The 22,376-nt window shown below is 69.1% G+C and carries 21 protein-coding genes and 1 pseudogene; 5 read left to right on the top strand and 17 right to left on the bottom strand.

Translation table 11 applies throughout. From position 1 onward, the window contains the following. Window positions 1-110: 110 nt before the first annotated feature. The 3 genes from ABT130_RS24120 to ABT130_RS24110 all read right to left on the bottom strand — a co-directional run bounded on the left by ABT130_RS24120 (window position 111) and on the right by ABT130_RS24110 (window position 3,733). On the bottom strand, window positions 111-944 hold the full coding sequence (locus ABT130_RS24120) for an SDR family oxidoreductase (protein WP_350958783.1): 834 nt from the start codon (window positions 942-944) through the stop codon (window positions 111-113). Between the two features lie 393 nt (window positions 945-1,337). Next, window positions 1,338-2,708, bottom strand: a complete 1,371-nt coding sequence (locus ABT130_RS24115; RefSeq protein ID WP_350958760.1) for an MATE family efflux transporter — start codon at window positions 2,706-2,708, stop codon at window positions 1,338-1,340. A gap of 20 nt (window positions 2,709-2,728) precedes the next feature. Continuing rightward, window positions 2,729-3,733, bottom strand: a complete 1,005-nt coding sequence (locus ABT130_RS24110) for a phosphotransferase family protein (protein WP_350958757.1) — start codon at window positions 3,731-3,733, stop codon at window positions 2,729-2,731. A gap of 288 nt (window positions 3,734-4,021) precedes the next feature. On the opposite strand from ABT130_RS24110, the gene ABT130_RS24105 reads away from it, so the two are divergent. Beyond that, entirely contained in the window at window positions 4,022-4,642 is a 621-nt protein-coding gene (locus tag ABT130_RS24105) for an L-threonylcarbamoyladenylate synthase (protein ID WP_451935494.1), read from the top strand. A gap of 223 nt (window positions 4,643-4,865) precedes the next feature. On the opposite strand, the gene ABT130_RS24100 is transcribed toward ABT130_RS24105, so the two are convergent. The 3 genes from ABT130_RS24100 to ABT130_RS24090 form a co-directional block, all read right to left on the bottom strand. Continuing rightward, window positions 4,866-5,822, bottom strand: coding sequence for a helix-turn-helix domain-containing protein (locus tag ABT130_RS24100; RefSeq protein WP_350958755.1), 957 nt, complete (start codon window positions 5,820-5,822; stop codon window positions 4,866-4,868). Window positions 5,823-6,375: 553 nt separating this feature from the next. After that, the gene (locus ABT130_RS24095; protein ID WP_350958752.1) at window positions 6,376-7,902 is read right to left on the bottom strand and encodes a multicopper oxidase family protein; all 1,527 of its coding nucleotides are present in this window, start codon (window positions 7,900-7,902) and stop codon (window positions 6,376-6,378) included. After that, window positions 7,899-8,291 (bottom strand): hypothetical protein, encoded by a 393-nt coding sequence (locus tag ABT130_RS24090; RefSeq protein WP_350958751.1) that lies wholly within the window; start codon window positions 8,289-8,291, stop codon window positions 7,899-7,901. Before ABT130_RS24090 ends, ABT130_RS24095 begins: the two co-directional genes overlap by 4 nt. A 165-nt stretch (window positions 8,292-8,456) precedes the next feature. Between ABT130_RS24090 and ABT130_RS24085 the strand changes: the two genes are divergently transcribed. Both ABT130_RS24085 and ABT130_RS24080 read left to right on the top strand, forming a co-directional pair. Continuing rightward, window positions 8,457-9,590, top strand: a complete 1,134-nt coding sequence (locus ABT130_RS24085) for a sensor histidine kinase (RefSeq protein ID WP_350958749.1) — start codon at window positions 8,457-8,459, stop codon at window positions 9,588-9,590. Then, entirely contained in the window at window positions 9,587-10,252 is a 666-nt protein-coding gene (locus ABT130_RS24080; RefSeq protein WP_350958746.1) for a response regulator, read from the top strand. The genes ABT130_RS24085 and ABT130_RS24080 overlap by 4 nt, the downstream gene beginning before the upstream one ends. 216 nt (window positions 10,253-10,468) lie before the next feature. Here the strand turns inward: ABT130_RS24080 and ABT130_RS24075 are convergent, their stop codons facing one another. From ABT130_RS24075 to ABT130_RS24050, 6 genes and pseudogenes are all read right to left on the bottom strand, one after another. Beyond that, entirely contained in the window at window positions 10,469-11,158 is a 690-nt protein-coding gene (locus ABT130_RS24075; protein ID WP_350920177.1) for a DUF998 domain-containing protein, read from the bottom strand. 1 nt (window position 11,159) lies between these two features. Next, window positions 11,160-11,858 carry a hypothetical protein gene (locus ABT130_RS24070; RefSeq protein ID WP_350958744.1) on the bottom strand — a complete coding sequence of 233 codons (699 nt, stop codon included), beginning with the start codon at window positions 11,856-11,858 and terminating at the stop codon, window positions 11,160-11,162. Further along, on the bottom strand, window positions 11,855-12,781 hold the full coding sequence (locus ABT130_RS47805) for a TetR/AcrR family transcriptional regulator (RefSeq protein ID WP_502992204.1): 927 nt from the start codon (window positions 12,779-12,781) through the stop codon (window positions 11,855-11,857). The genes ABT130_RS24070 and ABT130_RS47805 overlap by 4 nt, the downstream gene beginning before the upstream one ends. Next, window positions 12,764-12,835, bottom strand: a pseudogene (locus tag ABT130_RS24060) (hypothetical protein); the annotation flags it as partial. The pseudogene ABT130_RS24060 and the gene ABT130_RS47805, both read right to left, overlap by 18 nt. Window positions 12,836-12,963: 128 nt before the next feature. Then, window positions 12,964-13,500, bottom strand: coding sequence for a MaoC family dehydratase (locus tag ABT130_RS24055; protein ID WP_350958740.1), 537 nt, complete (start codon window positions 13,498-13,500; stop codon window positions 12,964-12,966). 390 nt (window positions 13,501-13,890) lie between these two features. Next, complete coding sequence (locus tag ABT130_RS24050; RefSeq protein WP_350958738.1) at window positions 13,891-14,664, bottom strand: FadR/GntR family transcriptional regulator; 774 nt, start codon at window positions 14,662-14,664, stop codon at window positions 13,891-13,893. A gap of 436 nt (window positions 14,665-15,100) precedes the next feature. On the opposite strand from ABT130_RS24050, the gene ABT130_RS24045 reads away from it, so the two are divergent. Together ABT130_RS24045 and ABT130_RS24040 are read left to right on the top strand one after the other, a co-directional pair. Further along, window positions 15,101-15,448, top strand: a complete 348-nt coding sequence (locus ABT130_RS24045; protein WP_350958736.1) for a hypothetical protein — start codon at window positions 15,101-15,103, stop codon at window positions 15,446-15,448. Beyond that, complete coding sequence (locus tag ABT130_RS24040; protein ID WP_350958734.1) at window positions 15,445-16,413, top strand: carbohydrate kinase family protein; 969 nt, start codon at window positions 15,445-15,447, stop codon at window positions 16,411-16,413. Before ABT130_RS24045 ends, ABT130_RS24040 begins: the two co-directional genes overlap by 4 nt. A gap of 106 nt (window positions 16,414-16,519) precedes the next feature. On the opposite strand, the gene ABT130_RS24035 is transcribed toward ABT130_RS24040, so the two are convergent. From ABT130_RS24035 to ABT130_RS24015, 5 genes are all read right to left on the bottom strand, one after another. Continuing rightward, window positions 16,520-16,840 (bottom strand): plasmid stabilization protein, encoded by a 321-nt coding sequence (locus ABT130_RS24035; protein ID WP_350958732.1) that lies wholly within the window; start codon window positions 16,838-16,840, stop codon window positions 16,520-16,522. 631 nt (window positions 16,841-17,471) lie between these two features. Further along, on the bottom strand, window positions 17,472-18,473 hold the full coding sequence (locus tag ABT130_RS24030) for an ABC transporter ATP-binding protein (protein ID WP_350958730.1): 1,002 nt from the start codon (window positions 18,471-18,473) through the stop codon (window positions 17,472-17,474). After that, window positions 18,470-19,459, bottom strand: a complete 990-nt coding sequence (locus ABT130_RS24025; protein WP_350958727.1) for a succinylglutamate desuccinylase/aspartoacylase family protein — start codon at window positions 19,457-19,459, stop codon at window positions 18,470-18,472. Before ABT130_RS24025 ends, ABT130_RS24030 begins: the two co-directional genes overlap by 4 nt. 5 nt (window positions 19,460-19,464) lie before the next feature. Beyond that, window positions 19,465-21,378: a dipeptide/oligopeptide/nickel ABC transporter permease/ATP-binding protein gene (locus tag ABT130_RS24020; RefSeq protein WP_350958724.1), complete on the bottom strand. Its 1,914-nt coding sequence runs from the start codon at window positions 21,376-21,378 to the stop codon at window positions 19,465-19,467. Continuing rightward, a complete protein-coding gene (locus ABT130_RS24015) occupies window positions 21,368-22,357 on the bottom strand; it encodes an ABC transporter permease (RefSeq protein ID WP_350920138.1) in 990 nt (329 codons plus the stop codon). Before ABT130_RS24015 ends, ABT130_RS24020 begins: the two co-directional genes overlap by 11 nt. Window positions 22,358-22,376: the final 19 nt, after the last annotated feature.

The raw sequence follows: 22,376 nt of genomic DNA, 5'->3' as shown, positions 1-22,376 counted from the left end.
CTCATATTGATCACGACTAAGAACGTAGGCGCGGCCGGCGAGCCGTGCAAGGACTCATTGGCCAGGGGGCGCGCGGGAACTCCCGGCCCAGCGTGGTGGTCTATTCGGTCCTAGCGGAAGGCGGCGCCATTCTCCGAAGCCCACTGCTGGAACGATCTGGCCGGGGAGCCGGTGATCCTCGGTACCGTGTCGCGCACCTTCAGCAGCTCATCATTGATGTCTCCGCCCATCAGATCGAGCACCGCGTCGGCGGTCTGGTCTCCCATGAAGGAGGCCATCTGCAGATGTGCCTCCTGCCGGCTGATCTCGACGAAGGCCACCTCCCGCCCCACCGCCGCGGCGATGGCCTCGATCTGTCGCCGGGGTGTGATCCGTTCCGGACCGGTCAGTGCATATGTCCTTCCCTGGTGGCCGGGCTCGGTCAGCGCCACCCGGGCCACCGCGGCGATGTCCGCGGGATGGATGGTGGGCAGGCCGATGTCCGCGTAGGGCACTCGAACCGTCCCATGCTCGCGGATCGACTGCGCCCACCACAGGGTGTTCGAGGCGAACTGTGTCGGCCGTAGGATCGTCCAGGCCATGCCGCTGTCCCTGAGCAACTGCTCGACGGCCAGATTCTCGGCGGTGGCGGGCAGGTGCGGATGGGTCTGGACCGTGATGGACGACACGAGCACCACGTGTTCCACGCCTGCTTGCCGGGCGGCCGTGAGGACGTCGGCCTCCGCGCCCAGGCCCCGCAGCAGGAACAACGAACGCACCCCGTCCAGCGCGGGCTTCAGTGAGTCCGGCTGAGCGAGATCACCCTCAACGGCTTCGACCCCCGAAGGGAATGAGACCCGTGTCGCGTCACGGGTCAGACCTCGCAAGCGTGTGAAACCGGACGTGTGTAGTTGCCTCAGCAGAGCGCTTCCGATGTTTCCGGTTGCGCCGGTTACGAGGATCATCATCGTTTCCCTGTCGTCAGTCGGTGGTCATGACTACGGCACGCTAGAACCTCAACTGAACTTCAGGTCAAGGACGTGCGTGGTGAGCTGGGGCTTTCGGCGGAGGCAACGCCGTGGCGGGCCTGGTCGTCGTGTACGACCACGGCGGCCCCCTTCTTGATGGTGAGCGCGGTGGCCGGCAGGTGGAGCCTGCGCCGGCCTTCGACACGGCGGGGGAATCCACGCTGATTCCGCTGCGTCATGTGATTGCGGAGCCCATACACGCCCTGGACTGTGGCGCGCCCCGAACAGCCCAGTGGTCAGCTCGGTGACTCCTCATGCCCCCGGTGTACCCCGGGAAATCCCAGTCGGCGATCGGCCCGTCCCTAACCTGACCGCAGCCTTTCGAGATCATTAGCAGGGCTGGACATGCTCACCGTGTGCTCCGCGTGATTTCCCCAGGCGGCGCAGGATCAACATCGCGGCTCCCGCGACGACGATCTCGGCCACCGGGAAGCTGATCCACAACCACAGGGTTCCGAAGAGGCTGAAGGCGAGCAGCAACGGCACCCGGACCGCCACGATCGACCCGATCGAGATCACGTAGGACGGTCGCGCCCGCCCCAACGCCTGGAAGTACGCCGACACGAGCATCGCCACCCCTGCGAGGGGATAGCTGAGCGCGATGATTCGCAGGGCATGGGTCGCCGCTTCCCGGACCGCTGGATCGTCGGTGAACGCCGCCGTCAACGGCGCGGCGGCCACCAGAAGGACGAGACAGGCCACCGTTCCGTAGACCGCTGTCGCGCGAAGGGCGAGTGTTCTCGTGCGGCCGACGCGAGCGGCCAGGGCGCGGCCCGCGTTGTATCCGATCAGCGGCTGCATCCCCTGTGAAATGCCGAGCTGGGGCATCAGGACGAACGTGCCGATTCGGCTGCAGATGGCGTAGGCGCTCATCAGCACCGGGCCGCCGAGCGTCACCAGCAGGTTGTTGACGAGCGCCACGACCAGGGTGTTGCCGAAGCCTCCGAGAAAGGACGGTGCTCCCACGGCTACCAGCAGGCGCAACGTGGGGCCGTGCGGGCGCAGATCGGCGCGGGTGACGCGGTAGGGGCGGTCGCGCTGGACGAAGAAGAACCACAGGCTCATACCCATGGAAACCGCCTGGCCGCCCACCGTTCCCAGCGCAGCGCCGCGAACCCCCAGGCCGAAGCCGAAGATCAGCAGCGGATCGAGCACGATCTGACAGACCACCGGAGCCACCCAGAGCATGGTCGAGAAGCGCATTCGTCCCTCGGCCCGCACCAGGCTGGAGAAGCCGGTCGCTGTGATCGCACCCGCCAGAATGATCAGGGCGTAGTCGCGCGCGTAGCCGTGAGTCTCGTCCGTGGCGCCCAGCAGGGTGAGGAGCGGGTCGACCAGCAGCACTCCCAGCACACCGATGATCACGGCCGTCGTCCAGTAGACGAGGAACGCGTTGCCGGTCGCCCGAGCGGCTTGCCGGAGGTCGCCGGCGCCGAGGCTGCGGGAGACCAGCGACGCGCCGCCGAGCCCGACCGTGGTCGCCACCGCCCCGAGGATCAACAGGATGGGCGTCACGATGTTCACGGCCGCGAACGCGATCGCCCCCACGCCGCGGGAGACGAACCAGGCGTTCGTCAGCGCGTAGATGCCGTAGGTCGCGACCGACACGGTCGCCTGGGAAGCGGAGTCCCAGAGCAGCGGCCCGACCGGTCGCGTGCCGAGGGCCGTGGTCCGGTCCTCGCGGTCACCGGGTGGACTCAACCGGAGATTGTCCGCAGGCGTCACTGCCGGTGGCCGAAGGTTTCCATGATCTGCGCCAGTCGCGGCCGCGCGAAGTCGTACTGCGAGGAATCCGTGTGCCCGCGGTAGACGGTCTCGATGACCATGATCAACAGAAGGTGAAGGTTGTACAGGCGGCGCCGCGTTCTTTCCGCCGGAGTGAACGGCTCGCTGCCGTAGCCCCGGATGAAGCTCTCCACGTCACTCGACATGCCGTCTGTCTCGGTGGCGACGAATCCGGCCTCCATGATCGGATCGCCGTACAGCGCACGCTCATGGTCGATGATGCTCACCAGGGCGCCGTCGCGCACCATGACGTTGGAATCCCAGAGGTCCCACTCGACGAACGCCGGCTCGGTCACCTCGTCGAGGCAGTCCGCGTGCTCGGCCACGAGCAGGCGGATGACGTCGTAGTCCCAGCCGATGTCGACGTTGCGCCGCTCTCCGTCGCGCAGGACGTCCTCGACGATGCCGGTGAAGACCTGCCGCCAGGTGGCCCCGCTCGCCGTGTTGTCCAGCAACGGCCCGAAATGATCGCCCTTGATCTGGTTGAGGGCATGGTTCGCCGCGCCGAGTGCCTCCTGGTAGGTGCCGTATACCTCGGGGGACAACCGGTCCTTGATGATGCCGAGATTGTCGGCGTCGACGAACTCCATGAAGAAGTAGTCGGCGTCGCACAGCTCGTGGCTCTCGTCGTAGAAGAGAACGGCGGGCACCGGTACGGAGGTGCGCTCACGGACCATCGTCAGCGCGTGCACCTCGGTGCGCATCATGTTCCGTTCGTACGTCATCACCTCGACGTCGGCAGGCGGCGCGATCTTGAGCACCACTGACCGGCCGTCTCGCAGGCGGATCCGGTAGGCCACGTTGAACCAGCCGTGGCCCAACTCCTCGACCCAGTCCTCACCCTCGGGCACCTGGGCATCTCCGAAGGCGCGCGCGACCATGGCACGCAAGCCGTCGATCGACTGCCGGTTCTTGGTGACGCTGTCGGTCACGGCTTTCATGAAGATTCTCCGAGGTCGCGTGGGGGGTGATCCGCTCGTCCATTCTCCATCCTCCGCACGGCGTTCCACGGGCCGACCGAGTGGATCTTCGCGGCGTGCGGCGCCGTGGCCCGGCCGAGTCGATGAACGGACTCTCGTAAGGCGCCGGGACGGCAGTGATCTGGGCCGGCCGGTTGAACGACGACCGGACGCCGCGTTGAAGGGGGGGACGGTGACCTTCGGTTCACTCGGCATCTGCGGGCCGCCTGCATGCCATGTGGCGGAGCGTCCGCTTCTAAACTTCAAGGTGTGACGAAGTACTTTGATATGCACCCGGACGATCCGCAGCCTCGGCTGATCCGCCAGGCGGTCGAGCTTTTGCGCGCGGACGGGCTGATCGCGTACCCGACGGACTCGTGCTACGCGCTGGGGTGCCGGCTGGGCAACAAGGAGGGCATCGACCGGATCAGGGAGATCCGCCACCTGGGCAGTGACCACCATTTCACCCTGGTCTGCAGAGACTTCGGCCAGTTCGGCCAGTTCGTACATGTGAGCAATGCGCTGTTCCGCTCGGTCAAGGCGGCGACCCCCGGCGGATACACGTTCATCCTGCCCGCGACCAAGGAGGTGCCGCGGCGGTTGCTGCACCCCCGGAAGAAGACGGTCGGCGTCCGGATCCCCGACCACGCCATCACGCAGGCGCTGCTGGCCGAACTCGGCGAACCGCTGCTGTCGAGCACCCTGTTGCTGCCCGATGAGACCGAGCCCCCGACGCAGGGCTGGGAGATCAAGGAGAGGCTCGAGCATACGGTGGACGCCGTCATCGACTCCGGCGAGTGCGGCGCCACCCCGACGACGGTCGTCGATCTTTCGCAGGGTGAGCCCGAGATCCTCCGCCGGGGCACCGGAGACCCGTCCCTCTTCGAGTAAGGCGACCGGCACCATTCACGACAGGTCTGCACGTCTTCCCGGTGACTTCGCCAGGTGCGAGCCCTGCCGAACGAAGACGGCGCAGCACGACCGCAGGGCCTCGGCAAGTTCTCGGCCCAACCCGTTTCGCTCCCGTGGTGGGCGTGACCGCATCGACCTGTCGCGCCTGATTTTGCAGCTGATTCCCGACAGCATGTGGTCACCGATGGCGACGGCATCCCGCTTATGCGGCCATGGGGCGTGGCCGCTTCAACAGTTCGCGGGCGAGGGTGGCGCCGCGTTTCACGTCTGCGGTCGGGGCGGGTTTTCTGGTCTGGGTGTCAGCGCACTGAGGGCATCTGCCGGGGTTCGGTACGGGGCGTGCGCAGTCGTCGCACTCGGTGCGGGCCATGAGCCTGGCAGATGCGGTCATCGGCGCGTGGGCGGGCAGTTTGGTCCGCAGCCGGTACATGATCAGTTTGGCGGGTGAGCGGATCTCATCGGGGAGTCCGACGGTCAGAACGGTTCGGATCTGCGTCTCGGTGCTGCCTCGGGCGAGCCACTCGGCGAGGAGGGGCAGGACGGGGGCCATCTCGGTCTCGCCGACGGTCAGCCGGGGTTCGGCCCGGCCCAGGCGGGTCAGGAGGGCGATGCCGGGGGCCGCAGATCCATCCCCGCCGCCGTCTCCATCGTCCCCGCCATCCCCATCGCACTCGTTGTCTCCGCTGTCCGGGGGTGGCTTGGCGGGCCAGACGGGCTCGCCCGAGCCGCGCCGTCGCGCGGCCGGTCCGGGGGAGGGGTTGGTTTCTTGGAGTTCTTTCTTTACTCCTGTAGGGAGCGCGCTCGTCTCACCAAGGCTTGGCTTCCCGAGAGCCGGGGTGACCTGGAGGTCGCTGTCGGGACGGTCGTGCTGCGGGGTGTCGTAGACGTCCACCACGGTGCGCATCCTCCCGGCCTCGTCGCGGAAGCGCCTGCGGATCAGGTAGCCGTGGGCGGTCAGCTCGCGCATGGCCCTGGCGATGGCCTGCTGGCCCTCGGGGTTCTCGGCGGCGAGGGTCTTGATGTCCTGGTGGGTGCTGTCGGAGAAGGACATCAGGTAGGCGAGCAGGCCGCGCGCGAGGAGGGAAAGCCGCCGGTTTTTGAGAAAACCGTTGGGCAGGATGGTGAAACCGGCCTTGGGGTTGCTACGGTGTATACGCATTCGGAAGGTTCTCCGGGTGCCGTGTCCCGGGGGTGTTGGAGCACCCGCCGGGGCTTTTAATGTTTCGAGGGGAACCATAGCCCGGCCGATGACCTTGCGGGCCGTAATCCTCAATTGCGTTGCGCGACAAACTCCAGTTACCAGGCGCCTTCGTTCCTAATGCTGGCCGATATCCGGAAAAGCTTTCGGCATACCATTCATGAGTTATGTTGCGGGACGAGAAGCGAACGATGAATGGTCCGTGTATGGAATATTTCTCCCCCTTTGTTGGAAGGTTTGTCTGAATTGCTCCCCTTTGTTGGGGATTTTCAGGTGAACATATGAGTCCGCGTGCGTCGGCCCGTACGGCGGGCGGCGGGCACCTCAAGGCGGCCGTCGCCTGATCTTTGACCGGCAGCCATCCGGGTCGGCACCGCGGCGGCGTCTGGGTCCCAACTGCCGGACCGGCGGTGCCCTGGCCGTGGCTGTCTTCGCCGCCCTGCCTGCCCCGTCGCGGCCATCACCGGGGCGGGGCGCCGAACAGGTCCTGTGGCTCCAGACCCAGGCGGAGCGATCACACCACCTCGAAGTCGGCCATCATCGCCATGTCCTCGTGTTCCAGGTTGTGGCAGTGCGTCATGTACCGGCCTCGGTGGCCTTCGAAGCGGACGAGCACCTCCACGACCTCGTACGGCCGCACGTCCACGGTGTCCTTCCAGCCCGCGTCGGTGGCGGCGGGCGGCCTGCCGTTGCGGGAGAGCACCTGGAAGTGGGCCAGGTGCACGTGCACCGGGTGGTGGAAGTCGCTGGTGAAGCGCCAGATCTCGGCCGTGCCGAGACGAGGGCGGGCCAGCGGGCTGCCCGGCCGGAAGGGCTGCCCGTTGATCGTCCAAAGGGCACCCGGCCCCCGCCTGGTGGCCCGGAAGTCGAACGTCCTGGTGGTCACCGCCGAGGACCGCTCGGCGGGCTCCGGCCGCGACAGCCGTTTCGGGATCGCGCTGTCGTCGACGGCCCGGTGAGTGACCAGGAAGCGCAGCACGTTCCTGGTGGGGCCGTTCCCCAGGGTGTTGACCAGGGTCACCTCGCTGCCCACCGGGTAGTCGGAGAAGTCCACGACCAGGTCGAACCGTTCGGCGGGGGCGATGGTGACCGCGGCGTGCGTCACCGGCGCGGCCAGCAGCCCGGCGTCGCTGCCGACCTGTGTGAAGCGGCCGCCGGGAGACAGCTCCAACCGGTAGCGGCGGGCGTTGGAGGCGTTGAGCAGGCGCAGCCGGTGGCGGGTGGCCGACACCTCCAGGATCGGCCACGGGGCGCCGTTGACCAGGATCACATCGCCTTCGACACCCTCCATGTAGGCGTCCTCGACCCCCGCCGTGACCCGCAGGCTCGGGTCGAGCGACGGGTAGCGGAACGAGCCGTCCTCCTCGAAGGACCGGTCGCAGATCATCAACGGGATGTCGCGCTCGCCCTTCGGCAGCGGCAGCGCGTCGTCCTCGTCGTCGCGGACGATCAGGAATCCGGCCAGCCCTCGCCACACCTGCGGACCGGTGAAGTCCATCCGGTGGTCGTGGTACCAGAGCGTGGCGGCCCGCTGGTCCAGCGGGTAGACGTAGTCCCTGGCCCCGGAGTGGAACGTCCACGACGACAGGTCGTGCTGGGAGTGGCCTCCCGGCGGTGGCCCGAACCCCTGGCCCGCGGGCACCACGAGATCGGTCGGGTAACCGTCGGAGTCGGGTGGGGTGACGCCGCCGTGCAGGTGGGTGGAGGTGGGCACCGGCAACTCGTTGCGCACCCTGACGGTGGTACGGCCGCCGCGGCGCAGGTCGAAGGTCGGCCCGGGGAAGGTTCCGCCGAACCCCCACACCTCGGTCGTGGTACCGGGGATGATCTCCACCCTGGCCGCGCGCTGGACCACCTCGTAGTGGCCCGGCCGTACCGGCAGGGCGAGTGCGGGGACGGGCAGCGGTACGGTGAACGGCCTGGGCAGCGGCAGCGTGCTGGCAAGGGCCTCGCCGGTGGTCTCGCCGGTCAGGCTCCCGCATCCGGCGACGGCGAGGCCCGCGCCGCCCAGCAGTCCGAGGAAGGCTCTGCGCGAGGTCATGCCGCGGCCCTCCGCAGGCCCCGCCAGGTCCAGACGCACAGCACCGCGGAGAGGCCGAAGATCGTCATGCCGAGCGGGAAGTGCAGGGCGATGATCCGGTCCTGGCCCAGGGCGACCTGTGCCGTCTCCAGGGCCACGAGCCCGGCGCTGGCCCAGGCGGGCCAGAGTGGCCCCCGGCCGGGCCGCCACAGTCCGATCGCGGCACCGAGCTGGAGGTAGAGCAGGACGTGCGTGACGCCGGCGTTGTTCCGGTGCCAGGTGAGCATGTCCACGTCACCGGTGACGAACAGCCCGGCCAGCACGGCCTGCCCGAGCACCCCGGCCAGGTGCGCGGTGGCGAACAGGCGCAGTGACCAGATGGTCCAGCCAGGGAAGGGGGGAGAGTCCATGCACGCCATGCTTCCGATCCGGCGCTTGACGATCGTCGCCCCGAAGGCGGCGTTTCGCCGTACATCCCCGGATGTATCCGGGGGCCGCGATACCGCCGGGGAGGTACGCCGGACCTCCCCGGCCGGTGGGAGGATCGGCCAGGTCCGGTGGCCTACCGTGGCAGGGTGAGGAACCACAGGACGGACGTGCTGATCGCGCTGGCCGCGCTGACCGGGATCGTCGCGGGCACCTACGGCGGACTGTCCTGGTCGGGAGCGTTCGAGCGGCCGCTGGACACCACGGGTCTGGCGCTGATCACGGTGTCGTCGCTGGCGCTGGCCTTCCGCCGGAGGACGCCGATGATCGTCGGGGTGGTCGCCGTCGCGTGCGGTGTCGCCTACTACGCGGGGCGGTATCCGGGTGTCTTCGCCGCCGCGCCCGCGTTGACGGCGATCTACACGGCGGCGACCCTCGGCCGCCGCAGGCTGGCCGTCTCGCTCGCCGTGGCGCTGGCCGCGGGCGTCTACGGCCTCATCGCGCTGTCCGACTCCGACCCCGAGCCCGGCGACGGGTTCAACCTGCTCAGCGGGTGGCTGGTGGCGATGGTGGTCATCGGAGAGGTCGTCAGGAACCGCCGCGCCTCCGTACGGGAGGTCGAGCGGCGTGCGGCCGAGGCCGAGCGCACCCGTGAGGAGGCCGCGCTGCGCCGGGCGGGAGAGGAACGGCTGTGGATCGCCCAGGAACTGCACGACACGCTCACCCACAGCATCTCGGTGATCAACGTCCAGGTGGCGGTCGCCCTGGAGCTGCTGGATCGAAAGCCCGAACGGGCCCGCGAGGCGCTGGTCGCGATCAAGGACTCGGGACACGAGGCGATGCGGGAACTGCGCGCCACGCTGGGGGTGCTGCGGCAGGCGGAGCCGGACGGTCCCGAGACGGGGCTGGCCCGCCTGCCGAGGCTGGTGGCCAGGGCCGAGGCGGCGGGGCTGCCGGTGAGGTCCACCACCGTGGGCGTGCCACGGGAGCTTCCCCCGGACGTCGACCGGGCGGCCTACCGCATCACGCAGGAGGCGTTCACCAACGTGCTGCGCCACGCCGGGCGCGCGTCGATCGCGCTGACGCTGGAATACCATCCCGCCATGATCGTGGTACACGTCGAGGACGACGGTGAGTCCGGCACGGGCACCGTGGAGCACGGGATGGGCCTGATCGGGATGCGCGAGCGCGCGGTGGCCGTCGGCGGCTCGCTCACCGCCGGACCGCGCGACCGGCACGGGTTCGCCGTCCGTGCCGAGCTGCCGCTGGCCGGGCAGTCGTGATCCGGGTGCTGCTGGCCGACGACCAGGCGCTGATGCGCGCCGGTTTCCGGGCCCTGCTCGAACTCGCCGACGACATCGTCGTGGTCGGCGAGGCGGGCAACGGGGTGGAGGCCGTCGAACTGACCCGGCGGCTGCTGCCGGACGTCACGCTGCTGGACGTGCGGATGCCGCTGCTCGACGGGATACAGGCCACCCGCAGGATCGGCGAGGATCCCGAGCTCGACGGAGTCCGGGTGGTGATCCTCACCAACTACGCCCTCGACGAGTACGTCTTCGCCGCCCTGCGCGCGGGAGCCAGTGGATTCCTGCTCAAGGACATCGAGCCCGCCGAACTGCTGCAGTCGGTACGGGTGGCCGCCCGCGGCGACGCGCTGCTTTCGCCGTCCGTCACCCGGCGGCTGATCGAGGAGTACGTCTCCACGCCGCCGCGCCCGGTGGCCGGTCCGGGGCTGGAGCGCCTGACCGAGCGGGAGCGCGAGGTCCTGTCGCTGGTGGCGGCCGGCATGTCCAACGAGGAGATCGCCACCCATCTGGTCATCAGCCACGCCACGGTCAAGACGCACGTCAGCAGGACGATGACCAAGCTCGGCGCCCGCGACCGCGCGCAACTCGTCGTCTTCGCCTACGAGTCGGGGCACGTCGTCCCGGGAGCCGGTCGCTGAACCGCGCGCCCGCCGGGATACCGGGTGTCACATGTCCCTGATCGGCTGGGAAGTCGGCTCCCGGGTCGATGAGGCCGCGACGTGTGATGTCGTGAATCGCCGCAGTGCCGCGACGGCGCGGGAGACCCTCATGAAGGCGGTTGTCCAGGACGCGTTGGGTGTTCCTCAACAGCGGCGGCGAGGTCTACGTCGACGACCTTCGCGCCGAGTGGCCGGCTATGCCAGCGGCCGAAGTTCTCCGCCGGTGTCCTCGATCGATCGGACACGTGTCGCGGCCGGCGGGCGGAGCAGTGTGATCCCGAGCGCGAAGGTCCAGAGGGTGAACGGCTCGAGGGCGAGCCGTTCGAGAATGCCGAACCAGAGGGCGGGCAGCCGGAGGACGAAGAGCACTGTGCCGACGGCGCCCACCGCTCCGACGACGAGGGAGAAGGCGGCGAGCCGGCGTCTCTCGTGGCGCAGGGCGAGACCGAGAAATATCGGCGCCATCACGGCGGGTAGCTGAAGCAGCGCCCCGAGGCTGTGCAGGTGCAGGGCGGTGTCGGAGGGGGCGAGACCGACCAGGACTCCGCCGGCACCGGCGAGGTTCACGCCGATCAGGGCCGCAGTCGTCAGCCGGGAGCGTGGCCAGGCTCGCCGGGTCAGGATCGCGCCGACGGCGGTCGTCACGCCGACGAACACGAATCCGATGTTCATCAGCGGGTGCAGCGGCGAGCAGACGAAGATCTCGCGGCCGGGGAAGGGATTCGACTGTCCGCAGCTCGTGACGCCGAGATCGCTGATGGTGTTGGCCGTCAGGGAGTAGGGCTCGGGCCAGGCCAGCGCCACCACGAGCTGGATCGGGAAGTAGAGGATGGTCAGCGTCCAGGCTACGGCGCCGAGCCGGGTGTGGTTCGTCAGGGCCGGCATGTCACTGTGCGATCGCTTGCGAGGTGCGGGCCGGAGCTCCCCGGAGCTGGGCGGCACCGAGGCAGATGATCCAGAGGTTCACGCCGATGGTCGCGCCGGCGAAGACCAGCCAGTCCGGGAGGAGGTTGACGCGCAGAGCGAGCGTGAGCCCGCCGACGACCGAGAACGCGCCGAGCGCGACGGCGGTCCAGCCGAGGACCGGGCGGGCGGTGAGCACAAGGGAGGATCCCGCCAGGATCGGGGCGAGGCCGTAGAGGATGACGACCCAGGTCAGGGCCGTTCCGACGAGCGCGGCGGGAGCGATCTCGGCGATGGCCTCGAACGTCTCCCTCGATGCGCCGGGTTCGGACCAGAGCGCCGCCAGGGCGGTCATCCCGATCCCGTCGATGGAGAACTGCACGGCCATCACCGCGGCCCCGGCCAGCGCGGCGTGGCCTGCCGCTGTGGCCAGCCACCGGCCGGTCGGAGTCGCCCGGTCGACGTATCGGCTGGCCAATCCGATCGACCAGAGCACGGCGCCGAGAATCGAGACGATGTGGACCAGCGCGTATGCGGGATGGTCGGCCACGAACTGAAGGGCGGCCGCGCCCGAGTCCTCGGGCAGGTCTCCATGGGTGGCTCCCCCGATCAGCCCGGCCGCGCCGCCGACGATCAGGAAGACCGGCCCGACCTGTGCGACGGGACGTCGTTTCCCGGTCATCGCTCGATCTCGTCGCCCACGATGAGGTCTGCCGTGCGCTCGAGCACCGCTCGCGCGGCCGGCGGATCGAGCCGGACCCCTTTCACGACGGCGATCACCAACTCGACCAGGCCGGTGTCGCCGTCGAGGAGCTGTCCGAGTCCGAACCGCCAGCCCTGCTCGACTCGATCGATGATCGCCCGCACCTGCGCGTCCCTTCGGGCCCGCAGGTCGATCTCGGCGAGCACCACGAAGAGGTCGGGCTCGGTTTCGATCATCTCGGCGAGAATGTGGACGTGGCCCCGTAGACGCTCGCCGGCGGACGATCCGGGGGGAATCGTTCGGTACAGAGGCTCGGTCGCTCTGTTGACGACCGCCTCGATCAGATCCTGCTTGGTCGCAAAGTGGTGGTGGATCGTCGAATGGTCGATCCCGGCCGCACCGGCGACCTCTCGAAGGCGCAGCCCCTCGAAACCATGCCGGGCGATCGACTCGAACGCGGCCTCGACCAACGCCGCCCTGCGGTCGATCGGTGCCTGTGTGGCGTTCATAGCGATGACCTTATCCCCCAAGCGCTTGCTTGTCAACCAAGTGGTTGGGGGAGTTGAGCGGCGGCCCGGAACGCTTGGCGGCGGGCCGTTGATACGGGCGACCGCTGGACGAGTCGAGCCCGACGACCGACGATCCGGACGCGTCGCCGCGCAACTTCGTCGCCGCCGAGGATGCCGTCCTGGCCACGCCGCGCGGGGCGGTGGTGCGCATCCCCGACGTGTAAGGGCATCCGCGCGACATCGACTACGTGACCAGGCTGAGGCTCGTCCACGAGATGCTCGGCGGCAGCGTGCCGTTCGCGGCGGACGCCCTGCTGTACCGGTTCCCAGACCCAGGACGAAGCGCCCGTCCGACAGTTCGTCGATGTCGAGCGCCTCCAGGGCGGTGATCATCGGGCTGCGGGTGAAGGCGAGCGCGATGGCGGTGCCGATCCTGACCCGTCTGGTGGCCGTCGCGAGAGCCGCCGCGGTGACGGTGGCGCTGCGATTCGGGAACCCAGATGACCTCGGCGCCCGCGGCCTCCGCTCTGCGAGCCACCTCCATCAGCTCCCCGAGGGACTCACCCCAGGGGGCGTCATTCCTGGGACGGCCCCTGGTCACCGGTGAGCGGCTTCTTGCCGGTGGGGAAAAGGCCCTCCAACTGGGGCGCTCCCTTTTTGTAGACGTAGAAGGTGCGCTTGAACGAGCAGACCTCGTCCCCGTCCTGGTTGAGCGTCCGGGTGTGCACGGTGACGATGCCCGCGTGGGGACGGCTGCCGGACTCCCGCTTCTCCAGCACGAGCGACTCGCTGTACAACGTGTCCCCCGCGAAGACCGGGTGGGTCATCCTGATCTCGTCCCAGCCCAGGTTGGCGAACGCGTTCTGGGTGATGTCGGTGACGCTCTGCCCGACCGCGATCGCCACGGTCAGGGTGGAGACGACGAGCGGTCTGGTGAACTCGGACCGCTTGGCGTACTCGGTGTTGAAGTGCATCTGGTTGGTGTTCATCGTCAGCAACGTGAACCACGTGTTGTCGGACTCGGTGACCGTTCGGCCCAGGGGATGCTGGTAGACGTCACCCACCTCGAAGTCCTCGAAGAAGCGGCCCTTCCATCCCTCTTTGATCGCCATCGCCGTCCCCGGATGCTCGCCTCGGTAGATAATGTCAGACGTATGAAGCGTAGGGCAATGCGGTGACCTTGTCTAAGGTGTCCGACGCCCCCGGTGCCGCCGGTGTGAGGTGCTGCGCGCGTCGTTCAACAGGCAGGGCGGCGGTGATCGCCGTTCGTGTTTCCGGCCGGGCGCGCCCTGACATCCGGCGGCCAGAACGTCGGGGAAACACCTGTGGCGAATACATCAGATATTTTAAGCGAGCCTTCGCCTCCGGGCATGCGGAAGCCGGAGGGGACGGATCGGCGAGGACGCGCCGGGCGTACCGGCCTCGCGGGTCCCGGCGCGGTGAAGTCCGCCCCAACGCACGCTCGTGCGGAGCCGGCCGGAAACGTTCGCCGGGACCCTCGCTCAGTCGTGGTAGGCGTCACGGATTCTGCTCAGGTGAACCTGCATGGCCTCGGCGGCGCCTTCGGCGTCGCCGGCGTCGATGCGATCCACGATCGTTTCGTGCTCACGGTCGACCTGCGCCCAGAACTCGCGCGGCACGTCCGGGCTGAGGAACCGTGACCGCAGGACCCGGAAGACCGGCTCGGTCATCACGGTCAGCAGGCCGTTGCCGGTCGCCTCGATGATGATTCCGTGGAAGTGCCGGTGCTCGTTGAACTTCACGCTCCGGCCGCGACCGTGCTTCTCGCGCTCCATGGCGGCTCGCAGCGCGTCGACATGCCGTGGCTCGCGGCGCCTCGCCGCGAGATGGGCGGCGCGGACCTCCAGCATCTCGCGCGCCTCCAGGATGTCCGCCAGGGTCAGGGTGTCCGAGCCCGACATCAGGCCGATGCTGGTCTCGAGGTAGTCGCTGACCTGGTCCGGCTCGACATGGGAGACGAAGGTTCCGCCGGTGGTGCCTCGAACCGTCCTGACGAGACCCTGCGAGGCGAGAACGCGCAGCGCCTCGCGGACGGTGCTCCGGCTCACCCCGAAGTCGCCGCCGAGGTCGGCTTCGGGAGGCAGACGATGTCCCGAGGTGAGCGAGCCGTTGAGGATCAGCTCGCGCAACTGGTCGGCGACCTGCTGGTACGCCGGGCGTAGCCGGCTGACCGGTAGCGGGGGCGGTGCCGTCGAAGGAGTCGCGCGCGTGGCGTCGTTCTGTCTCGCCGTGGACGGCGTGCTGCCCTGCCCCATGGTTTCGCCTTCTCAACCGATCGTCTAGCGGTCCGTGCCGTTCTGCGGAGGGAGCCGTCGGCGAACGAGCCGGTCCTGTCCGTGGCCGGTCGGACCCCAACTCTGTGATCATGCCTCTGGTCGGGAATACATCAGACATCGACTATACCTGGACCGGGGCCGACCGGAGCGCGCGATCGCGCACCCGGCCAGGGAACAGTGGGCCGTCATCCGGGCCACCCCCGGAGAGATGTTGTTGCGGGCGGAACGACACTGCTTGACCCTTAAATAGTCTGACTTTTAGTCACGGCTCGCCGGGGTCGAGTGACACCGCCTCGGCCGGTGGTGGCCGAGGCGTCCGTGCCTATGCGTGCGCGATCAGCGCGGTCGACGAGAACGGCATCGAGTCGGCGATCGAGCGGGCCAAGCAGGCGGGCGTCATCGTCATCGCGGTCGAGTGGCGGTCGAGCCGGTCGACCTGTCGGCCGTCCCTGATGAGACGATCTTCCCGGGACCGGCTTCCAAGACCGTGGAGTTCCATTCCGAGCTGTTCCGGGCGATGATCTGGTGGACGGCGGCACCCTCCGGAGCCTTCCAGATCGTCCAGCGGCGCCGGTCCGGCTGGGTCAACTGGGGGACGAACGGCGAGAACGAATGCCCGGAACTCCCGGTGGGCGTCGAGATCAAGACCGCTTACGGTATGTTCAAGGACTCCTGGAGAGACGTGGCCGACCAGCTCGCAACCCCTCCCAACGTGACGGACCGGCCGGGATCGGCGGCCCACGCACCGGACGGCACGCCGTGATCAGCGTCATCGGCGAGTCGGTCGTCGACATGGTCGCGGAGGACGACGGCCGAACCTACACCGCGCATCCGGGCGGCAGCCCGCTCAACGTCGCGGTCGGCCTGGCCCGCCTGGGCGATCCCACCGCGTTCGTCGCCCGCCTCTCGTCGGGGGTGCTGGGCCAGACGCTGCGCGCGCACGCCGCGGCGAACGGGGTGGACCTGCGCTGGGCGGTTCCGGCGAGCGAGCCGGCCACCCTCGCCATCGTCTCCGTCGACGAGGCGGGTCAGGCCACCTACGACTTCCACGTCGAGGGCACCGCCGACTGGCAGTGGCGGGACGGTGAGCCGCACCTGCCGGCGGAGACCCAGGTGATCCACGCCGGGTCCGTGGCCGCCTGGCGGCCGCCCGGCGGTGACCGGATCGCCGACGCCGTCGCGCGGGCGAGAGCCGAAGGCCACGTACTGATCAGCTACGACCCGAACATCCGGCCCGCCCTGCTCGACGACCCTGCCGCCGCGTGCCCGCTCATCGAGCGGTACGTGGCCCTCGCCCACGTGGTCAAGGTGAGCGAGGAGGACCTGCGCTGGCTCTACCCGGAGCGGCAGGCGAGCGAGGTGGCCGAGGGATGGCTGGCCCTGGGCCCCGACCTGGTGGTGGTCACCTACGGCGGCGAGGGCTGCCTGGGGCTGACCCGAGGCGGCCACGCGCTCCGGCGACCGGCGATCCCGGTCCAGGTGGTGGACACCGTCGGTGCCGGAGACGCTTTCACCGCCGGCCTGCTCGACGGGCTGCTGCGGGGCGGTCGCGCCACCCCGGCCCTGATCGGCGAGTTGTCCGAGGCGGAACTGACCGGAGCCCTCGACCAGGCGGTCATGGTGGCGGGCCTCACCTGCGAACGCGCGGGAGCGAACCCGCCCACCCGCGCCGAACTACGGGCCGCCCAGGACCCGGACCGTCGGTACCGACGCACGGCAAATAGGTAGCGCGGGCGGTGGGGGCCGATCAGTGGCCGAAAACAGGTCCGGCCGGACGCGGCCCGTCGCCCCGGTCGCCATGAGGCTCCGAGTGCGGGACGCGCCCGCCGGATCCTCAACGGAGAGCCTTCTCCAACTGCGCCTTGCTCATGGTCGAGCGGCCCTTGATGTTGCGGCGCTTGGCCTCCGCGTAGAGCTGCTCCTTGGTGCGGCCACCGGCTCCGGAGCGTGAGCGCAGCCCGCCGCGCCGGGACGAGGAGATGTCCTGGGTCGAGGTGCGGCTCGCGGTGCGGGACTCTCCGGCGCGGGCGCGTTCCTTGTTGACCGTACGGGCCGCGATCTCCTCGGCCCGGCTCTCCTTCTCCCCGCGCCGTCGCGCGCTCTCCTTGATGTGCCTGTACTGCCGCTCACGCTTGGAACTGGAACCACGCGGCATGGCGATCACCTCTTCGCATCGTTCACTTTTGCCTTACCACTCCGCTACCCGCGCCGTCCCGCCTGACACCGGCATCACCGCCGTCCCAGACCGACTCTTGACGATGCCCATGCCGGGACCATCCCCGCGCAGATGGGGACGGCCCCGCGAAGAGCGATGTCGTGTTCCGGGCTCACGGCGGGGCGACCGTCGGTTCGGACTATGGCCGGAACTCTTGATAGCCCCCTACGGCTCTCAGGGCGACGCAGAGCATCGAAGCCGCAGCTCCACGAGGGTCCGCTGGGCGCTCTACGCGCGATCTAACGGCGGCGAGGAGCGGACCGTGCGGCAGTTCGCGTTCCTGGAGCAGGCCATCGCCGGCTGTTTCTCCCACCAGGGGACGGTCGTAGCGAAGGGTGCGGGCGGTGTGCGGCCACTGCGGGCGCATCGTGGACCGGCCGCGAGGCGGGCGTGCCCTCGCGGCTGCCGGTGGTGTGCTGTGCAGTTGGCCGAGATCGGAGTCGGCCACTCCGGCCGGTCCTTGATCCGATGCCCGTCGGATGACCAGCCCGGCGCGGGCGGGAAGCGGTTCGGTCTTTACGTTACGAGGGGAAGCGCAACACCTCCCTCTCTCTACGTGATCAACACATAATCAGTCACCGAACGTGCGAACGCCCGTGGTTGGTTGCTGGATGCAGGCCACCGGGTGCCCCGTGCCTCGTTCGATCAACGCCGGTGGGTGCTCCGCGCAGGCGTCGACGGCTTGCCAGCATCGGGGACGGAACGAGCAGCCGCTGAGCGACTTTACCGGGCTTGGTGGATCGCCGCGCAGGATGATCCGCTCACCCCGGTGGTGCGGATCCGGCACTGGCGCCGCAGACAACAGAGCACGCGTGTAGGGGTGCGCCGGCTGCTCGAAGATCTCGGGTGCCGTGCCGATCTCCACAATTTTTCCCAGGTACATGACCGCGACCCGGTGCGAGATGTGCCGCACCACGGCGAGGTCGTGCGCGATGAAGACGTAGGCCAACCCGAGGTCGCGTTGCAGTTGCCGGAGCAGGTTGATGATCTGAGCCTGGATCGACACGTCCAGCGCGGACACCGGCTCATCGCACACAAGGACATCGGGACGCAGCGCGAGGGCACGTGCGATGCCGATGCGCTGCCGCTGCCCGCCGGAGAACTGATGCGGGTACCGGTCGATGTGTTCGGGGTTGAGCCCGACCGTCTTCAGCAGCTCCCGCACCCGGCGGCGCCGGTTGGTGGGTGCCAGCCCGCGGTGCACCGCGAACGGCTCCGCGATGATCTGGCCGACCGTCATCCGGGGATCCAGCGACGAGTACGGATCCTGGAAGACGACCTGCACCTGGCGGCGCAGGTCGCGCAGTTCCCGCCCGCGCAACGCCGCGATGTCGGTACCCCGATACCGGATGTGCCCGCCGGTCGGCTGCTCCAGCCGGATGAGCAGCTTCGCGAGGGTCGACTTGCCGCACCCGGACTCGCCGACGATGCCCAGCGTTTCCCCCGCCCGCAACTCGAAGGACACGCCGTCAACCGCCTTGAGCACGCCGGCCGACCGCTTGATGATCTGTCCCCGGCGTATCGGATAGTGCTTGGTCACTCCCTCGACCGCCAGCAGTTCCTCGCCCGTCACGACGCGCTCCGGCGAGGCCGGCCAATGACGAACCCGAAGTTGTACGGATGTACCGGGTGTGCCCGGGGTACCGACAGCAGGATGCCGTCGCCCGGGGACCGGTACTCCTCCAGGACGGTCAGCTCGACCGGGGACAGCAGCCGGCCCAGCAGCTCACTCTCGGCGGTGGCGGTGAGCAGCCGGTCCTCGGTGACCTCGGGTATCAGCATGCCGCCGTGGCGGGGCCGCAAATCCCAGGCGACCTCGACCTCGGTGACCGGGCGGGGCTCCACCGGTTCGTCGAGCATGCCCAGGTGGCCCATCACCCGGCGCACGCCCTCGACGTTGCGGGCCAGCCAGCCGTCCTCATGACGCGACCCGAAGCCCAGCCCGCCTACCTCGATCCCGATGGCCGGCACGCCGGCGGCGGTCGCCGCGTCGAACACCGAGTTCGGGTACGCGACGGCGGCGTCCTCGCCTTGGATGTATGGCATGCCGAAGGCGGCGGCCAGCTCGCGGCCCTCGGCCGACAGCGGGCCGGTCGCGTCGTAGAGCACTACCCCCCAGGTGGAGCCCCAGGGGCCGGGATGGAAGTCGAGCAGGTGGGTGGAGCGCCGCACGATCTGCTCGACGAGCACCTGACCGGTACGGCCGGTGATCGACTCGGTGTCCCGCAGGATCGCCTTGTTCATGTTGACGAAGCCGACCTGCTGGATATCTACCGAGTACCGGCTGGCGGTCCGCAGCGCGTACGGGTTGGCGGCGGGTACGACGACCAGGGTGCCGCGCAGCCGGGCTGGATCGATGCCGTCCAGCACCGCGCGCAGTACGCCGTGCGAGAACCATTCGTTTCCGTGTACCCCGGACAGCAGCGTCAACGTCGGCCCGTCCGCGGTACCGGTGACCACGTGGGCGTGGATGGCGACGTCCGACCCGTCGAGGTCGGTCAGCACCGGGTACCGGAACAGCTCACGCCGCCCGGCGGTGCCGCGCAGGGGAGAGGGCATCAGCGTCACGTCCTTTCGACAGTCAGGTGCAGGCAGGCGGCGAGGTGCCCGGCGGACACCGGGCGCAGGTCGGGCTCGCTCCCGGCGCACTCGGCGGTACGGATCGCGCAGCGGGGCGCGAACGCGCAGCCGGCCGGCAGCGCGGTCATGGTCGGTGGCGAGCCGGGGATCGCCCACAGCTCGTCGTCGGCGGGCCGGTCCAGCCGGGGTATCGAGTCCAGCAGGCCACGGGTGTACGGCATGGCGGGGTGGTCGAAGACATCGACGGCGGTACCGGTCTCCACCAGCCGGCCCGCGTACATCACCGCGATCCGGTCCGCCACCTGGGCCACGATCCCCAGGTCATGAGTAATCAGCAGGATCGCCGCCCCGGTACGTTCCCGGACGGCGCGCAATGCCGCGAGCACCTGCGCCTGTACGGTCACGTCCAGCGCGGTGGTCGGCTCATCGGCGATGATGAGGTCCGGATCATTGGCGATTGCCATCGCGATCACCACCCGCTGGCGCATCCCGCCGGAGAACTGGTGCGGGTAGTCGCGCAGCCGGTTGCGGGCGTCGGGTACCCCGACGACATCCAGTAGTTCGACGGCCCGGTCACGGGCAGCGGCCCAGGAACAACCCTGGTGTACCCGGACGGCCTCGGCCACCTGGTCGCCGATGGTATGCACCGGGCTGAGCGAGGACATCGGGTCCTGGAACACCATCGCGACGCGCCGGCCGCGCAGCCGCCGGTACTGCGGCTCCGCCAACCCGACGAGTTCCTTCCCGGCGAAGCGAATGGAACCGCTGACCGTGGCGGTGGGCGGCAACAGACCCATGATCGCGGCGGCGCTGACCGACTTGCCTGAGCCGGACTCCCCGACCAGGCCGACCACCTCGCCCCGGCGTAGGTCCAGGTCCAGCCGGCGGACCGCCGGCACGTCGCCGCCGTCGGCTGCGAACACCACCTTCAGGTCCCGAATGGACAGCAACACCTCATCGGGTATCACGTCGGTGCGCTGCGCCGGCCGGGCCAGGTACCGGCGCCGACGCGGACCCCTCGTCTGCGCCGGGTCCAGCGCGTCACGCAGCCCGTCCCCGATGAAGTTGATCGACAGGGCGATCAGCAAGATGACCACACCCGGCGAGTAGAACAGCCAGGGCCGGGTACCCACCGCGGACTGGGCGTTGGCGATCAGCAGGCCGAGCGAGGTATCCGGCGGCTGGACACCGAAGCCGATGAACGACAGCGCGGTCTCGGCGAGGATCGCGCTGGCGACCAGGATGGTCACCGACACGATGATCGGACCGGCCACGTTGGGCAGGATGTGCGAGGCCATGATCCGGACGTTGGACGCGCCGAGCGAGCGGGCGGCCGCCACGAACTCGCGTTCCCGCAGGCCGAGCACGACCCCCCGGACCACCCGGGCCACCGTGGTCCACATCAGGGCGGCGAGCACCGCGGCGATGAGGAACCAGCCGCTCTCGCCGGCGAAGTTGTGCCCGAGCACAGCGGCGACCGCGATTGTCGGGACGGTGAGGAACAGGTCCACCACCCGCATCAGCAGTGCGTCGGTGCGGCCTCGGTAGAAGCCGGCGACGATGCCGGTCACGGTACCGATCAAGGCCGCGCCCAGGGCCACGCTCAGCGCGATGAGCAGCGACTGCTGGGTACCGCGCATCACCTGAGCCAGCAGGTCGTGACCGAGCGAGTCGGTACCCAGTGGGTGGGTCGCCGACGGCGGCTTCGAGTTGTCCGGGGTGATCTGGTCGTACTGGTAGTGCCACAGCAGCGGCCCGACAAAGGCGAACAGCGCGACGAGCACGAGCACCACGAGCGAGACGACGGCGAGCCGGTGCCGGCGGAACCGGGCGATGACGGTGCGCCACTGGCCGGGCTCGGCACCGGCCGCGGGCATCGGTGAGGATTCAGCGGACACTACGGATCCTCGGGTCGAGAGTGGCGTACAAGATGTCGGCGAGCAGGTTGAACACCACCACCGCCAGGGCCGCCACGAGCAGCCAGGCCATCACGGCGTTGACATCCCGCGCGTTGATGGACGACAGCAGGTAGTCGCCCATGCCCCGCCACTGGAAGACCGTTTCGGTGATCACCGCGCCGGCGAACACCGCGGTGAAGTCCAGCGCGATGATCGTGATCAGTGGGGTGAGCGCGGTGCGCAGCGCGTACTTGCGCAGCACCGTGCGCCGTGGCAGTCCTTTGGCGGTGGCCAGCTTGACGTAGTCGCTGTTGAGGACCTCGAGCATGGACGAGCGCTGGAACCGGCTCCACACCGCGAAATGGATCAGCACCAGGGTGACGGTCGGCAGGATCATGTGCCCGGCGATATCGGCTATCTGCGCGCCGAGGGTAGGCGGTGGCGGCACCGACCTGTCACCGATCATGTAGAAGGTTTCCGTGTCGGTCGCCCGGTTGAACTGGATGCCGCCCTGCTTGAGCAGGATCGCCAGCCAGAACGACGGCATCGCCAGGAACAGGAAGCCGGCCGAGGTGAACAGATAGTCCAGCCAGGAGTACTGGCGAACCGCGCTGACGACCCCGACCAGGATCGCCAGCACGGCCGCGATCAGCATCGCGATGAGCACGAAGCGCATGGTCATGCCCAGGCGCGTGCCGATCTCCATACCAATGTGGGCGTTGCGGTTGACTGACGGACCGAAGTCGCCTTGTACGACTCCGGTCAGCCAGTGCCAGTACCGCTCCAGCACGGGGTAGTCCAACCCGAGCCGTGTTTCCTCGGCGGCGATCGTTTCCGGCGGCACCGGTGGTTGACGCTCCCGGAGCTCGGCCAGCGGGTCACCCGACCCGGCGACTGCGAGGAAGATGAGGAATGTCGACACGAGCAGCACCGGGATGGCGACCAGCAGCCGCCTTAGGGCGAAGCCCAAGATCTCCATGAGGAATCTCCGCGCCCGT

Origin of the sequence: Streptosporangium sp. NPDC001681, assembly GCF_040298085.1 — a bacterium.
GTDB lineage: Bacteria > Actinomycetota > Actinomycetes > Streptosporangiales > Streptosporangiaceae > Streptosporangium.
The sequence above is the reverse complement of the archived record's forward strand: the minus strand, read 5'-3'. Positions and strand labels throughout refer to the sequence as shown.

Bases quoted from the DNA above. Each gene is read 5' to 3' on its own strand.
- ABT130_RS47805 (WP_502992204.1), bottom strand. From the start codon at position 12,781: ATGATCACCGCCCTGGAGGCGCTCGACATCGACGAACTGTCGGACGGG.
- ABT130_RS24090 (WP_350958751.1), bottom strand. From the start codon at position 8,291: ATGGACTCTCCCCCCTTCCCTGGCTGGACCATCTGGTCACTGCGCCTG.
- ABT130_RS24110 (WP_350958757.1), bottom strand. From the start codon at position 3,733: ATGAAAGCCGTGACCGACAGCGTCACCAAGAACCGGCAGTCGATCGAC.
- ABT130_RS24095 (WP_350958752.1), bottom strand. From the start codon at position 7,902: ATGACCTCGCGCAGAGCCTTCCTCGGACTGCTGGGCGGCGCGGGCCTC.
- ABT130_RS24055 (WP_350958740.1), bottom strand. From the start codon at position 13,500: ATGGCGATCAAAGAGGGATGGAAGGGCCGCTTCTTCGAGGACTTCGAG.
- ABT130_RS24070 (WP_350958744.1), bottom strand. From the start codon at position 11,858: ATGACCGGGAAACGACGTCCCGTCGCACAGGTCGGGCCGGTCTTCCTG.
- ABT130_RS24035 (WP_350958732.1), bottom strand. From the start codon at position 16,840: ATGCCGCGTGGTTCCAGTTCCAAGCGTGAGCGGCAGTACAGGCACATC.
- ABT130_RS24075 (WP_350920177.1), bottom strand. From the start codon at position 11,158: ATGCCGGCCCTGACGAACCACACCCGGCTCGGCGCCGTAGCCTGGACG.
- ABT130_RS24120 (WP_350958783.1), bottom strand. From the start codon at position 944: ATGATCCTCGTAACCGGCGCAACCGGAAACATCGGAAGCGCTCTGCTG.
- ABT130_RS24050 (WP_350958738.1), bottom strand. From the start codon at position 14,664: ATGGGGCAGGGCAGCACGCCGTCCACGGCGAGACAGAACGACGCCACG.
- ABT130_RS24015 (WP_350920138.1), bottom strand. From the start codon at position 22,357: ATGGAGATCTTGGGCTTCGCCCTAAGGCGGCTGCTGGTCGCCATCCCG.
- ABT130_RS24025 (WP_350958727.1), bottom strand. From the start codon at position 19,459: ATGCCCTCTCCCCTGCGCGGCACCGCCGGGCGGCGTGAGCTGTTCCGG.
- ABT130_RS24100 (WP_350958755.1), bottom strand. From the start codon at position 5,822: ATGCGTATACACCGTAGCAACCCCAAGGCCGGTTTCACCATCCTGCCC.